11 protein-coding genes and 1 pseudogene are annotated in these 14,392 nt (G+C 73.2%); all 12 read left to right on the forward strand.

The window, feature by feature from the left end; translation table 11 throughout:
* Nucleotides 1-669, forward strand: coding sequence for a response regulator (locus M1L60_RS36655; protein WP_253242145.1), 669 nt, complete (start codon nt 1-3; stop codon nt 667-669).
* 75 nt (nt 670-744) lie between these two features.
* Complete coding sequence (locus tag M1L60_RS36660) at nt 745-1,740, forward strand: NAD(P)-dependent alcohol dehydrogenase (protein WP_253242177.1); 996 nt, start codon at nt 745-747, stop codon at nt 1,738-1,740.
* Nucleotides 1,741-2,375: 635 nt separating this feature from the next.
* Nucleotides 2,376-2,780 (forward strand): SAV_6107 family HEPN domain-containing protein, encoded by a 405-nt coding sequence (locus M1L60_RS36665; protein WP_253242178.1) that lies wholly within the window; start codon nt 2,376-2,378, stop codon nt 2,778-2,780.
* A gap of 155 nt (nt 2,781-2,935) precedes the next feature.
* Nucleotides 2,936-3,691: pseudogene (gene imuA' / locus M1L60_RS36670) on the forward strand (DnaE2-dependent mutagenesis accessory factor ImuA'); the annotation flags it as partial.
* 310 nt (nt 3,692-4,001) lie between these two features.
* Nucleotides 4,002-5,699: a DNA polymerase Y family protein gene (locus tag M1L60_RS36675; protein WP_253242146.1), complete on the forward strand. Its 1,698-nt coding sequence runs from the start codon at nt 4,002-4,004 to the stop codon at nt 5,697-5,699.
* Between the two features lie 8 nt (nt 5,700-5,707).
* Nucleotides 5,708-9,061: an error-prone DNA polymerase gene (locus tag M1L60_RS36680; RefSeq protein ID WP_253242147.1), complete on the forward strand. Its 3,354-nt coding sequence runs from the start codon at nt 5,708-5,710 to the stop codon at nt 9,059-9,061.
* A 35-nt stretch (nt 9,062-9,096) separates the two neighbouring features.
* Entirely contained in the window at nt 9,097-9,477 is a 381-nt protein-coding gene (locus M1L60_RS36685) for an SSI family serine proteinase inhibitor (RefSeq protein ID WP_253242148.1), read from the forward strand.
* Nucleotides 9,478-9,509: 32 nt separating this feature from the next.
* The gene (locus M1L60_RS36690; RefSeq protein ID WP_253242149.1) at nt 9,510-10,256 is read left to right on the forward strand and encodes a methyltransferase domain-containing protein; all 747 of its coding nucleotides are present in this window, start codon (nt 9,510-9,512) and stop codon (nt 10,254-10,256) included.
* Nucleotides 10,257-10,446: 190 nt separating this feature from the next.
* Entirely contained in the window at nt 10,447-11,613 is a 1,167-nt protein-coding gene (locus M1L60_RS36695) for an alkaline phosphatase family protein (RefSeq protein WP_253242150.1), read from the forward strand.
* A 266-nt stretch (nt 11,614-11,879) separates the two neighbouring features.
* A complete protein-coding gene (dinB, locus tag M1L60_RS36700) occupies nt 11,880-13,175 on the forward strand; it encodes a DNA polymerase IV (RefSeq protein WP_253242151.1) in 1,296 nt (431 codons plus the stop codon).
* A 100-nt stretch (nt 13,176-13,275) separates the two neighbouring features.
* Nucleotides 13,276-13,662, forward strand: a complete 387-nt coding sequence (locus tag M1L60_RS36705; RefSeq protein WP_253242152.1) for an SCO2097 family morphological protein — start codon at nt 13,276-13,278, stop codon at nt 13,660-13,662.
* 206 nt (nt 13,663-13,868) lie between these two features.
* Nucleotides 13,869-14,330, forward strand: a complete 462-nt coding sequence (locus M1L60_RS36710; RefSeq protein WP_253242153.1) for an STAS domain-containing protein — start codon at nt 13,869-13,871, stop codon at nt 14,328-14,330.
* Nucleotides 14,331-14,392: the final 62 nt, after the last annotated feature.

Consider the following 14,392-nt stretch of genomic DNA (forward strand, 5'->3'; position numbering starts at 1 on the left):
ATGGCCGAGGACATCCGCGTGGTCGTCGCCGACGACCAAGAGATCGTGCGTACGGGCCTGGTCATGATCCTCGACGCCGAGCCCGGCATCCGCGTGGTCGGCGAGGCCCCCGACGGCCGCCGGGCCGTCGAACTGGCCCAGCGGCTGCGGCCCGACGTGTGCCTGCTCGACATCCGGATGCCGGGCATGGACGGCATCGAAGCCACCCGGCGCCTGGCCGGGCCCGCCGTCGCCGACCCGCTGGCCGTGGTCGTCATCACCACGTTCGACCTGGACGATCATGTGTACGCCGCGCTCCGGGCCGGGGCGCGCGGCTTCCTGCTCAAGGACGCGGGCACGGCCCTGCTCAGCCAGGCCGTGCACGCGGCGGCCCGGGGCGACGCGCTGATCGCCCCCAGCATCACCACGCGGCTGCTCAAGGCGTTCGCCGACACCGGCCCGGCCGGCCCGCGACCGCAGCCGATCGACCCGCTGACCGGCCGCGAGGAAGAGGTGCTGGGGCTGGTGGCCCGCGGCCGCACCAACGCCGAGATCGCGTCCGGGCTGCACATCAGCCTGAGCACGGTGAAGACGCACATCACGTCGCTGATGGCCAAGCTGGTGGTGCGCAACCGGGTCGAGATCGCCATGTGGGCCTACGAGACGGGCCGTACTTCCGGCCGTCCCTGACTCCTGCCATCGGCCGACTCCGGTCCGGCCTCCGCTCCGATGAGACGGGCGCCGCCGATCGGCACGCTGGGCAGCATGAAGGCCATCTATCAAGAGAAGTACGGCGTACTGGGGCTCGAGGACGTGGCCGAGCCGGAACCCGGCCGGGGTGAGGTGCGGGTGCGCGTGCGGGCGGCCTCGGTCAACGCCCGTGACTGGCACGTGATGCGGGGCGACCCGTATCTGGGGCGGCTCATGCTGCCCGCGGTGATGGGCCCGCGCGGGCCGCGCCGCCGGATCCGGGGGACCGACTTCGCGGGAACGGTCGAGTCGGTCGGCGCCGAGGTCGACCGGTTCCGGCCCGGCGACGAGGTCTACGGCGATCTGGGCGACGCCCACGGGGCGTTCGCGGAGTACGTCTGCGCCCCCGCGGACGAGATCGAGTTCAAGCCGGCCGGTCTGAGCTGGGAAGAGGCGGCGTCGATGCCGTTGGCCGGTGGGACCGCCCTGATGGGGCTGCGGGACGTGGGCCGGGTCCGGGCCGGCCGGAGCGTGCTGATCAACGGAGCCTCGGGCGGGGTGGGCACGTTCGCCGTCCAGATCGGCCGGGCGCTGGGCGGTTCGGTGACGGCGGTGTGCAACCCCCGCAACGTCGAGCTGGTCCGCTCGCTCGGCGCGGACGACGTCGTCGACTACACCCGCGGCGACTTCACCCGGCTCGGCCGCCGCTTCGACGTGGTGTTCGACCTGGTCGGGAACCGGTCGCTGAGCGATCTGCGGCGGGCGGTGGCGCCGGGCGGAGTGCTGGTGCTCTCGGGCGGCGGCACGTCCCGCGGGCGGGCCCAGGTGTTCGGGCCGATGCGGCTGATCATCGGAGCGCAGATCGCGGCCAAGCTCTCCCGCTCGGGCCCGCAGATCGTGGTGCTCGCGACCCGGCCCAGCCGGGACCTGCTGACCGGGCTGCGTGAGCTGGCCGAGTCGGGCCGGCTGACCCCGGCCGTCGACCGCACGTATCAGCTGGCCGAGGTGCCCGAGGCGATCCGCTACCTGGAGCTGGAGCACGCCCGGGCCAAGGTCGTCATCACAGTGTGAACTCTTCCGCCCCGCCTCAGCCTCGTCGTCTTGCATTTTTGTCGTACGTCAGTGCTAGTCTTCTTCGTAGTTAGAACGGATGTTCGAACGCCTTCGAACTTCGAGGGCCCGAGCCTCCGGGCTGACTGCGGGAGCGGTGTTTCGCGGCACGGCTCCCGAGCGTGGCACCCGCGAAGTGCCGCGCGTGAGACCCCGGGCATTCGCGGGCCCGGTGTCTTCAGACAAGGCAGGACCGTCGCCCGCCGCCCCCGACCCCCGGGTGGCGGGCGACGGACCCGCCGGGCAGGTCCGGCCGGGTGTGGTGTGGGGAAGCTTCACACCCGGCCGGTCACCACCACAGGCTGCTGCGCCTTCCTCCGCAGACGCCTCGGTTCGATTTGGCACGTCGGATGCGAGCACGCGAGGAGAAACAGATGGCGAGCCACACGGCGCCCAGCCTTTGGCCGGCTCCTGGCCTGGCCCCGGCCGCCCGGCCCAGCCCGGCCACCCCGGGTCCGGCCGCGGCCACCCGCATGCCTGCGCGTGCCCCGGCCTCCACCGTCCCCGCGCCCCGCCAGGCTTCGCCGGGCGCCCCGGCGCTGGCGCACGCGCCGACCGCGGCCGTCCGCGCCGACGCCCCCACCGTGCCGGCCCACATGCTGCCCCAGCGCACTCCCGCTCAGCTGCTGGCCATCGCCCGCGAGGGCCTGGCCGCGGCCGCGCGCACCGGCCCCGACGGCCTGCGCTACGCCGCGGCCCACCTGGCCGCCCTGCGCGCCGCGGCCGCCGTGCTCGCGGCCCGGGCCCGTCCCGCTCCGGCCAGTCGCCGCAGCCGCGTGACCAGCGTCTGGTCGCTGCTGGTGCTGGTCGCCCCCGACTTCGGCGAGTGGGCCAACTATTTCGCCCTGGGCGCCTCCAAACGCGCCGCCGCCGAGGCCGGCATCCCGCGGGTGGTCAGCCCCCGCGAGGCCGACGACCTGCTGCGCGCAGCCGAACAGTTCGTGGCCGTCGTCGAGTCCACCCTGGGCCTGACCTACCAGCCCCCGCTGGCCGCCGCCTGACCTTCCCGCGCCCGCCGGTCCTAGCCCAGCCCAGCCCAGCGGAATCGTGATCCTCCGGCCGAACACTCGCCGAGATCCGGCGAGCGTCCCGTCGTCGTGCCCGCGCGACGGCCGGCTCGTGGCGGAAGAGATTGAGCAACAGAGTGAGGCAACAGATGGCGGGACGCATGATCAGCGGTGCGGCCGCCCTTGCCGAACTGGTTCGGGCGGCGGGTGAGACGGAGACGGCGGGCCTCCACCGGACCATCCCGGTGGTGCCGGAGCTGAGCTCGCTGCTGCCCGGTCACGGGCTGCGCCGCGGCAGCACCGTCGCGGTCACGGCCGGGCCCTCCGCGGCGGCCGCTGGTGGGACGTCCCTGCTGCTGGCCCTGCTGTCCGAAGCCTCCCGCCAGGGTTCCTGGTGCGCGGTGGTGGGGGTGCCGTCGCTGGGCGCGATCGCCGCCGCCGAGAGTGGGATCGCCCTCGACCGGCTGGCCCTGGTGCCCGACCCCGGCCCCGAGTGGCCCACCGTGGTGGCCGCCCTGATCGACGGCGTCGACCTGATCGTGCTGGCCGTCCCCGGCGGAGTCTCCGCCTCGATCGCCTCCCGCCTGGTGGCCCGGGCCCGCCAGCGCGGCAGCGTCCTGGTCCCGTACGGCGACTGGTCCGGTGCCGACGTGACCCTGCGCGTCCTCGAGGGCCATTGGGAAGGCCTCGACGAGGGCCACGGCCGCTTGCGCCGCCGCCGGGTGCGAGTGCTGGCCCGCGGCCGGGGCGCCGCCGCCCGCCCCAAAGAAATAACCATGTGGATGCCCGGCGTCACGATCCGCCCCCTGACCCCGGACCCCATCGCCGGCCCCACACCCGACCAGTCCACACCGGATCGATCCACCCGCCCCCACCTGGTCTCCGTCCCCACCGACACCCCCCAGCAACCCCCGTCCCCAGCCGCCGACGCAAACCCCCCGCAGCGCCCGGCACCTGTCCCGACATCACCCTCGTCCCCGGCGGCAAGCACAGGCCGCCCACGGCGCCCGGCTCCCGCCCCGGCCGGTTCTCTGCCATCGCCCTCATCGCCGGCGGCCAAAACTGGTCGCTCGCTGCGGGCGGTGGCTAGGGCCGCTGTTGAGCAGCGGCCGGCCCGGTTGTGGGAGGAAGACGGAAATTTGTCCGGTGTGGAGGGTGGGCGTGTGCTGGCTTTCCCGGGGGAGAAAGCCGCCCCCGGATCGGCGGCGGTGTGAGATGGGGGCGGCCGGGAGTGTCGGTGGGCGGACCATGTTGGTGTGGTGTCCGGATTGGCCGGTCATCGCGGCCGAGATCGTGTCCGGCCTTCCCGCGGCGCAGCCGGTCATCGTGTTGCACGGGAACCGGGTGATCGCCTGCTCGGAGGCGGCGCGGCAGGAGGGCGTACGCCGGGGGTTGCGGCGGCGGGAAGCGCAGAGCCGATGCCCGCAGCTCACCGCCGTCGAACACGATCCGGGGCGGGACGCGCGGGCCTTCGAACCGGTGGTGGCCGCCGTCGAGGAGGTCGCGGTGGGCGTCGAGGTGATCCGGCCGGGGGCCCTGGCCCTGGCCGCGCGCGGGCCGTCCCGGTACTTCGGTGGGGAGGAGGCCGCGGCCGAGCGGATCGTCGAGCAGGTCGCCCAGGCCTGCGAGGTGGAGAGCCAGGTCGGCATCGCCGAAGGGGTGTTCGCGGCGGGGCTCGCCGCTCGCAACGGGCAGGTGATTCCGCCCGGTGGCACGCCCGCCTTCCTGTCGGCCCAGCCGATCGAGGCGATCGAGCGGCCCGAGCTGACCGACCTGCTCAAGCGGCTCGGCCTCAAGACGCTGGGCGAGTTCGCGGCGCTGCCGGCCGGTGACGTGCTGACCCGGTTCGGGTTCGACGGGGCGCTCGCGCACCGGCTGGCCGCCGGGTTCGATCATCGGCCGCTGGCGGTGCGCCGCCCGCCGCCCGATCTGGAGGTCACCGAGACCTACGACGAGCCGCTGGAACGCGTGGACGTGGCCGCGTTCGCCGGGCGGTCGCTGGCCGAGCGGTTGCACGACAAGCTGGCCGCGTACGGGCTGGCCTGCACCCGACTCGGCATCGAAGCGGTCACCGCCAACGGCCAGGAGCTGCACCGCGTCTGGCGGCACGACGGCACCCTGACCGCGGCCGCCATCGCCGAACGGGTCCGCTGGCAGCTCGACGGCTGGCTCACCGGGGCCCGCCGCGGCGCCCCGGCCCGGCCCACCGCCGGTCTGGTGCGGTTGCGCCTGATCCCGGACGGCGTGCTCGTCCACCTCGGACTGCAGCCCGGCCTGTGGGGTGACGCCGGCGCCGACCGCGAGCGGGCCCACCGGGCGTTCAGCCGGGTGCAGGGCCTGCTCGGCCCCGAGTCGGTGGTCACGCCCGTGTTCACCGGCGGCCGCAACGCCGACGACCAGATCCGCCTGGTCCCGTGGGGCGACGAACGTGACCCGCACCGCCCGGCCGCGCCCCACGCCGACCCGGTCCCCGGCGTCCGGACCCACCCGGTCCTGGCCGCAACCGCTTCCGGCGTACGCGATGAGCCCGCACCGTTCCCGCCACCCGAACAAAAGCGGCGGAAAGGCGCCAAGCCCCCCGTCCTCCCACCCTGGCCCGGCCGGCTGCCCAAACCCGCCCCGGCCCTGGTGCTGACCCGCCCGCTACCGGCGGTGGTGCTGGACGGCCAGGGTGACCCGGTAGGAGTCAGCGCCCGCCTGGAACCCACCGGAGCCCCGGCCGCCCTGGTGATCGAGCGGGCCCAACCGGTCGTGATCACCGCCTGGGCCGGACCGTGGCCGGTCGAGGAGCGCTGGTGGGCGCCCGCCGAGTCGCGCCGCCGGGCGCGCTTCCAGGTGGTGCTGGACGACGGCCGCGCCCTGTTGCTGTCCCTGTCGGCCGGCCACTGGTCGGTGGAGGCCATCTATGACTGAGGCGTGTCATGGGCTTTCATAACCCGAAAGTGTCCTGGTCGGAGCTGGAGAAGACGCTCTCCGGGCCCAAGGCGCAGCGGCACCTGCAGCCCGTCGTCGACCCGCTCGCCATCGACGGCGACGGGGGCGACTCGCCGGCCTGGTCGCGCAAGCGGCAACCCTACGAGGCGCCCGCCCTGGTGCGCCGGGAGCAGGTCACCCCGTACGCCGAATTGCACTGCCACACGAATTTCAGTTTTCTCGACGGCGCCAGTCATCCCGAGGAACTGGCCGAGGAGGCGGCCCGCCTCGGGCTGAACGGGCTGGCCGTCACCGACCACGACGGGTTCTACGGCGTGGTCCGGTTCTCGCAGGCCGCCCGCGAGCTCGCCCTGCCCACGATCTTCGGCGCCGAGTTGTCGCTCGATCTGAGCAAGCCGCAGAACGGCGAGGCCGACCCCGAGGGCCGCCACCTGCTCGCCCTGGCCCACGGGCACGAGGGGTACGCCCGGCTGGCCGCCGTCGTCTCGCGTGGTCAGCTGGCCGGTGGCGAGAAGGGCAAGCCCGAGTACGGGGATCTCGAGGACATCGCCGAGACGCTGCGGGACCACGTCCTGATCCTCACCGGCTGCCGCAAGGGGCCGGTCCCGGCCGCACTGGCCACCGGGGGCGTCAACGCCGCCGCGGCCGAGCTCGACCGGCTGGTCGCGTTGTTCGGCCGGCCCAATGTCGCGGTCGAGCTGACCTCGCACGGCGACCCGTACGACGACGACCGCAACGACGCCCTGTTCGGCCTGGCCCGGGGCCGGGGGCTGGAGGTGGTCGCCACCAACAACGTGCACTACGCGACCCCGGCCCGGCGCCGGCTGGCCACTGCCCTGGCCGCCGTCCGGTCGCGCCGCAGCCTGGACGAGATCGACGGCTGGCTGCCCGCGGCCGGCACCGCCCACCTGCGCAGCGGCGACGAGATGGCCCGCCGGTTCGCCGCCTATCCGGGGGCGGTGGCCAACGCCGCGATGTTCGGTGAGGGGCTGGCGTTCGACCTCAACCTGGTCGCGCCGAAGCTGCCCGACTTCCCCGTCCCGCCGGGGCACACCGAGATGACCTGGCTGCGCGAGCTCACCATGCGCGGCGCCCAGGAGAGGTACGGCCCGCCCGCGGCCCATCCGAAGGCGTACGAGCAGATCGAGTACGAGCTCCGCATGATCGACGAGCTCGGCTTCCCCGGCTACTTCCTGGTCGTGTACGACATCGTGCGTTTCTGCCGGGACGAAAAGATCTATGCCCAGGGCCGGGGCAGCGCGGCCAACTCGGCCGTCTGTTACGCGCTGCGCATCACCAATGTGGACGCGGTCGCGCACAACCTGCTCTTCGAACGGTTCCTCGCCCCGGAACGCGACGGGCCGCCCGACATCGACGTCGACATCGAGTCGGACCGTCGCGAGGAGGTCATCCAGCACGTCTATCGCAAATACGGCCGCGAGCACACGGCCCAGGTCGCGAACGTCATCTCGTACCGGCCGCGGTCGGCGGTGCGCGACATGGCCAAGGCGTTCGGGTTCTCGCCGGGTCAGCAGGACGCCTGGAGCAAACAGATCGACCGGTGGGGGAGTGTGGCCACGGCCGACGTCGAGGACATTCCGGCCCCGGTCGTCGAGTTCGCCAACCAGGTGCAGGACTTCCCGCGCCACCTGGGCATCCATTCGGGCGGCATGGTGATCTGCGACCGCCCGATCATCGAGGTCTGCCCGGTCGAGTGGGGGCGGATGCCGGGCCGCACGGTGCTGCAGTGGGACAAGGACGACTGTGCGGCGGTCGAGCTCGTCAAGTTCGATCTGCTCGGGCTCGGCATGCTTTCCGCGCTGCGCTATGCGTACGAAATGATCGAATCTGATCTGGACATCTCCACCATGGACCTGACCGATGCCGAGGTCTACGACATGCTCTGCCGGGCCGATTCGGTCGGCGTTTTCCAGGTCGAGAGCCGGGCTCAGATGGCGACCCTGCCCCGGCTCAAACCGCGCGTCTTCTACGACCTGGTGGTCGAGGTGGCGCTGATCCGGCCGGGCCCGATCCAGGGTGGTTCGGTCCACCCGTTCATCCGGCGCAAGAACGGTTTGGAAGAGGTCACCTATCCGCATCCGCTGATGCGCAACGCGCTCGAGAAAACGCTCGGTGTGCCGCTCTTCCAGGAACAACTCATGCAGCTGGCGATCGACGTCGCCGGTTTCGACCCGGCCGAGGCCGACCAGTTGCGCCGGGCGATGGGCTCGAAAAGGTCGGTCGAGAAGATGGAGAAAATCAAGAGGCGTCTGTACGAGGGGATGGCCGCCAACGGGATCACCGGTGAGCTCGCCGACGACCTGTTCCTGAAACTCTCCGCCTTCGCCAACTACGGTTTCCCGGAGAGTCACTCGATGAGCTTCGCCTATCTGGTGTACGCCAGCGCGTGGCTGAAGCGGTATCACCCGGCCGCTTTCTGCGCGGCGTTGCTGAACGCGCAGCCGATGGGTTTCTATTCGCCCCAGTCGCTGGTCGACGACGCCCGCCGGCACGGGGTCGAGGTGCGCCGGCCCGACATCAACCGGAGCGACGCCAAAGCCGTTCTCGAATCGACGCCGAAGACCCGCTGGGGTGCGCTGCCCGGGGAGCCGCCGCACGCCTGGGGCCTCGGTGGCCCGGCCGTCCGGCAGGGGCTGGCCAGCATCCGTACCCTCGGCGAAGACCTGGCCGAGCGCATCGAGCATGAGCGCCGCGCCAATGGGCCGTACCGCAATATGAGCGATCTTTCCCGGCGTACGGGATGCTCGACCACCCACCTCGAGGCCCTGGCCACGGCCGACGCCTTCGCGGCGTTCGGTCTCACCCGGCGGGAGGCCCTGTGGGCGGCCGGCGCGGCCGCCCAGGACCGGCCCGACCGCCTGCCCGGCACGGTGACCGGCACCGACGCGCCGATGCTGCCCGGCCTGAGCGCGGTCGACGAGCTGGTGGCCGACGTCTGGGCCACCGGGTTGTCGCCCGAGACGCACCCGGCCCAGTTCCTGCGAGCCGACTTCGACCGGGCCGGCGCCCTGCCGATCGCGAAGCTGGGCCGGGTCGAGGCGGGCACCCGGATCCGGGTCGGCGGCATCGTGACCCACCGGCAGCGCCCGGCGACCGCGGGCGGGGTGACCTTCGTGAACCTCGAGGACGAGACCGGGATGCTGAACGTGACCTGCTCACCGGGGTTGTGGCAGCGCTACCGGCGGGTGGCCCGCACCAGTTCGGCGCTGATCGTGCGCGGCCGCCTCGAGAAGTCGGCCGAGAACGTGCTCAACCTGGTCGCGGACCGGCTCGAGGCGATCACCCCGCCGGTGTCGCCGGCCTCCCGCGACTTCCGCTGAACATTGCTTTCGCCCTATTTTGTACCTTTGGTGACATGCTCCCGCTTCTTCTCGCCGCCGCGCTGATCGGCCCGGTGCCCGACCCGCCGCCCACCTACGGCGCCCCGCCGCGCCCCACCACCAACGAGGTCACGCTCAGCTATCAGGCCGCGGCCGGCTTCGCGATGGCGGTCAAGCTCACCTGTGACCCGCCCGGTGGTGGCCACCCCCAGCCGGTGCAGGCCTGCGCGACGCTCGACGAGGTCGACGCCGACCCGGGCCGGATCAAGCGCGCGTCGACCGCCTGCGTCCTGCTCTACCAGCCGGTCACCGCCACCGTCACCGGCACCTGGGAGGGCCGCACGGTGAACTGGACGCACCGCTTCGGCAACACCTGCGACATGCGCCGCGCCACCGGGGTGCTGTTCCGGTTCTGAAAGACGCAACCGGCTGCCGTTACTCTGCCCGTGTGGAAAACGCATCGACGCGGACAGCGCGCCCGCTCGTCTCCGCCCGCACCGCCGCCGTCTGGGCGGTGCTGCGCCGCGAGCTGGAACGACAGGCCGATCGCGAGCTGACCGTCCTGGACGTCGGCGGTGGCACCGGCGGCTTCGCCGTGCCGCTGGCCGAGGCGGGGCACGCCGTCACCGTCGTCGACGCCAGCCCCGACGCGCTGGCCGCGCTGACCCGCCGGGCCGCCGACGCCGGGGTCGCCGACCGGGTCCGCGCCGTCCAGGGCGACGGCGACGCGCTGGCCGGGCTCGTCGAGCCGGGCAGCGTCGACCTGATCCTGTGCCACGCCGTGCTCGAGGTCGTCGACGACCCGGCCGGGGTGGTGGCCGCGATGGCCGGGGCCCTGCGGCCCGGCGGCGCGGTCAGTGTGCTGGTGGCGGGCCGGGCGGCGGCCATCCTGGGCCGGGCCATCAACGGTCATCTGCGGGCGGCCGGGGCGGTCGCGGCCGACCCCGAGGGCCGGGCCGGGGTCCGGGACACCCTGCGCCGGCGGTACGACGCCGACAGCGCGACGGCCCTGCTCGACGCGGCCGGCCTGACGATCGAACAGACCCATGGCGTACGGGTCCTGGCCGACCTGCTGCCGGCCGCGGTCGTCGAGGAGGACCCCCAGGCGCTGCTCGACCTCGAACTCGAGCTCTCGGCCCGCCCGCCGTTCCGCGACATCGCCTCCCAGCTGCACCTCTTCGCCCGCAAGCCATGACGGTGCAGTCACCCGCCGGCCGGTTTCCTGCCCTGCCGTCTTCGGCCGGGTGGCTTCCGGCCGTGCCGTCTTCGGCCGGGTGGCTTCCGGCCGTGCCGTCTTCGGCCGGGTGGCTTCCGGCCCTGCCACCTTCCGCCGGGTGGCTTCGTGCCGTGCCGGTTCTCGGCGGGCGGCCGGCATGGTGACGGAAATGCCCCTGGTCGTGCCGGACGATCGGCTGCTGGCGACGGCGTTCGAACCGGTGCGGCCCGCCTACGGGTCGGGCAGCCTGGCCGACGTGCTCCCCAGCGTGTCGGCGGTGCTGGGAGTGCCCGGCGCGCACGACGCGCTGGGGCTCGGCGCTGAGCTCGACGGGATCGAGCGCGTCGCCGTCCTCCTGGTCGACGGGCTCGGGGCCCATCAGATCCCGATCATCACCCCGTACGCCCCGGTCCTGGCCGATCTGGCCGGGCGCGGCCGCACGTTGACGGCGGGCTTCCCCTCGACCACCCCGGTCAGCCTGGTCACTTTGGGCACGGGGGTGCCGCCCGGTGCGCACGGCGTCCTCGGCTTCACGGTGCGCCGACCGGACGGACGGGTGCTCAACCACATCCAGTGGAAGCACGACCCCGATCCGGCCCAGTGGCAGCCCGTGCCGACCCGGTTCCAGCTCGCGGCGGCAGCCGGGGTCGAGGTGACTGTGGTGAACAAGCCCGAGTTCGAGGGCAGTGGGCTGACGGTGTCGGCCTATCGCGGCGCCACCTATGCACCCGCGGCCGGCGCGCTGGCCGATCACATGCTCGCGGCGTTGTCGGCAGCGACCGGCCCGGCCCTGGTCTACGGCTACCACGCCGACCTCGACCACGTCGGCCACGGCGACGGCGTCGACTCGCCCCGGTGGCGCGCGGCCGCCCGCGACGTCGAGGCGCTGCTCGACCACCTCGTGCACGGTCTGCCGCCGCGTTCCGCCCTGCTCGTCGTCGCCGACCACGGCCAGCTCAACGTCCCGAACGACGCCCGCTACGACATGGCCGACATCCCGGAACTGCGGGACGGGGTGGTGGGCGTGGCCGGTGAGCCCCGCGTCCGCTATCTCTACGCCGCCCCGGGCGGCCTCGACGACGTGCGCGCGGCCTGGCAAGGCGTGCTCGGCGACGCGGCGTGGGTGCTCACCCGCGACGAGGCGATCGACGCCGGCTGGTTCGGCCCGGTCCCCGCCGACCACCGCGACCGCATCGGCGACCTGGCCGTGATCGCCCAGGGCCGCGCCATCACCCTGGCCGGCGGCTGGGAACCCCCGTCGATCGGTCGCCTGATCGCCTACCACGCCTCGGTGACCGCCGCCGAAATGGAGATCCCCCTGCTCATCGCCCGCTGACGGCGCACACACGGAATCCCCCGCAAGACCCGCCATCCTGGCGGCGCGTGCATTCCCCTTCCGCCGCGCGCCCACGCGTGCCCTCCGAGCGCGCCGCCGCGGTACGAAACGTCTCGTCCCGCGGAGGTGACGCATGACGGCGAGACGATACGTCTCGTTCGGCGGCCTTGCCGTTGCGTGATCCGCGGGCGGCGAGGGGACGCTGAAGAGGATCGCTGACCTGCGGTGATCCGGTTTTGTCAGGGGGTCGGGCTAGCCTGCTCGACGTGGGGCGTAGCCAGGCGGTGCCGAAGGGGCGCGACCCGCGTTTCGGGCCGGGGGCCGACGACGCGGGCTGCACGATCCTGCACGTCGACATGGATGCGTTCTTCGCCTCGGTCGCCGTCCGGGCGCGGCCCGAGCTGCGGGGGCAGCCGGTGATCGTGGGTGGCGTCGGGCCGCGCGGGGTGGTCAGCTCGGCCAGTTACGAGGCGCGCCGATTCGGCGTTCGCAGTGCCATGCCCACCGCCCGGGCCCGGGCCCTCTGCCCTCGCGGGATCTTCCTGCCCGTCGAGGGCGAGGCCATCGCCGCCGCCTCGAGGGCCGTGATGGCGATCTTCCGCGACGTCACGCCGCTGGTCGAGCCGCTCTCGTCCGACGAGGCCTTTCTCGATGTGACCGGGGCCCAGCGCCTGCTCGGCCGCCCGACCGGGATCGCCCGCGAGATCCGCCGCCGCATGCGCGACGAGCAACAGCTCACCTGCTCGGTCGGCGTCGCCCCGACCAAGTTCGTGGCCAAGCTCGGCTCGACCCGGGCCAAGCCCGACGGCCTGATCGTCGTGCCGGGCCCCCTCGTGCTCGACTTCCTGCACCCGCTGCCGGTCGACGCGCTGTGGGGCGTCGGCGAGCGGGCCGCCGAGACCCTGCGCCGCCTGGGCCTCACCACCGTCGGCGAGATCGCCCACGCCCCCGTCGGCATGCTGCGCGGCGCGGTGGGCGAGGCCGCCGCCACCCACCTGCACGAGCTGTCCTGGGGCCGCGACCCGCGCGGGGTCAGCCCGGAACGCGAAGAGAAGTCGATCGGCGCCGAGATGACCTACGACACCGACGTCGCCGACCCCGCGGTGATCCGCAAGAGCCTGCTCGCCCTGGCCGACAAGGTCGGCGCCCGGCTGCGCGCGGCCGGGGTCGTGGGCCGCACGGTGGCGATCAAAGTGCGCCTGGCCGACTTCCGGACGGTCAACCGGTCCCGCACGGTGCACACGAGCACCGATGTGGCGCGCGAGATATTTGAGATTTCCTGGTCGCTGTTCACCGCGCTCGGCGCTCGCGAGCACATTCGCCTCGTCGGCGTCCGGATCGAGGGCCTCACACCCACCGCCACCACATCGCGGCAGCTCAGCCTGGGTGAGCCCGAGCGTGGCTGGCGCGAGGCGGAGGCCGCGCGCGACGCCGTCATCGCCCGTTTCGGCCCGGGCGGGCTCTCTCCGGCCAGTCTTTTGGGACGAAGCGACCTGCGCAGAACCGAAAATCACCCGCACTCGACGGTCGTCCCGCTTTCCGACCCGCCAAGCCCCTCGTAGACTTGCTCGGTAAGGCAGCCGACGGCTGTCCCGCGCCACTTACCTTAGTGTCACCCCGACCCCGCCTGGGGGGTTGGATTTGCGCCCGGGGAGGAATGCCGTGCCGCTCTCGGAGCACGAGCAGCGGCTGTTCGATCAGATCGAGCGGTCGCTTGCCGAGGACCCCAAGTTCGCCTCGGCTGTGCGGGCCAGCGACCCGCGTTTTCACGCGCGACGCCGGCTCCTCGTCGCCGCGTTCGTCATCGTTCTCGGCCTAGGCCTCGTCGTGTACGGCACGGTCAGCCGGACCACGCCGCTGGGCGTCGCGGGCTTCGTCGTCATGCTGGGCGCCGCGGCGTTCGCCATGCAGTCGCGCCGTAAGGGTTCGGCTCCCGACCTGCAGGCCGTCGGGGGCACCGCCACGCGGCGCACCCGTCAGACCCGCAAGTCAGGCTTCCTCGACCGTCTCGAGGATCGCTGGCGCCAGCGCCCCGAGGGCCACCGCTGACCGACAACCGGGCCCGCGGCTGACCTCACCGGTCACAGCCGCGGCACCTGCACAAAGCTCTTCGATGGCGGCCCGCCGGCCGCCATCGGGCTTTCTGTGTGTCGGATATTTATGCGTGCCAAGTTGTCTTCATGGCTAGTCCCTTCGGTCGATCCGGGTCACGATGAACGGTGGAAGCAGGCCAGCTCACCGGCAGGGGCAGGGGCATGGATGTCGAGGAAACTCCGCCACCGCAGGGCATCATCGCTCTGACCAATTCCGACCGTCGTGACGCGCTGCTGTCCGCCCGCGGCGCCTTCGACCGGGACAATCGCAACACCCTGATCGGGGTGGTCGAGGCCGCCTTCGCCGACGGGCACCGCGCCGTCGAGCTGGACGTCGCCGAGGTCACCTTCATCGACGCGCTGGTCGTGAACGCCTTGGTCAACTGCGAAGAGGACGCCCGCGCGCAGGGCCGCTCGCTGCGCCTGCGCCGCCCCAGCCCGGCGGTCGCGCGGGTGCTGGCCGACACCGGCACCTACGCCGCCCTCAGCGGCCACGGCCGTGGCCCGTCCGGCGCGCCGATCCCACCGCAGACCCGCCCGATCAGCCGCTACGACGCCGTGGTCGCCCGCGCCTACGAGGTGCTGGGCGCCACCCGCCCGGCCCTCGGCACTCCCGAGCACTGACCGCGCCCTCCGCGAGGGGCCCGTGTTCTTACGGCTCCCTGGAAGCGGCGATGCCGCCCCCG

The sequence above is a fragment of the Paractinoplanes aksuensis genome (assembly GCF_024137025.1).
GTDB lineage: Bacteria > Actinomycetota > Actinomycetes > Mycobacteriales > Micromonosporaceae > Actinoplanes > Actinoplanes aksuensis.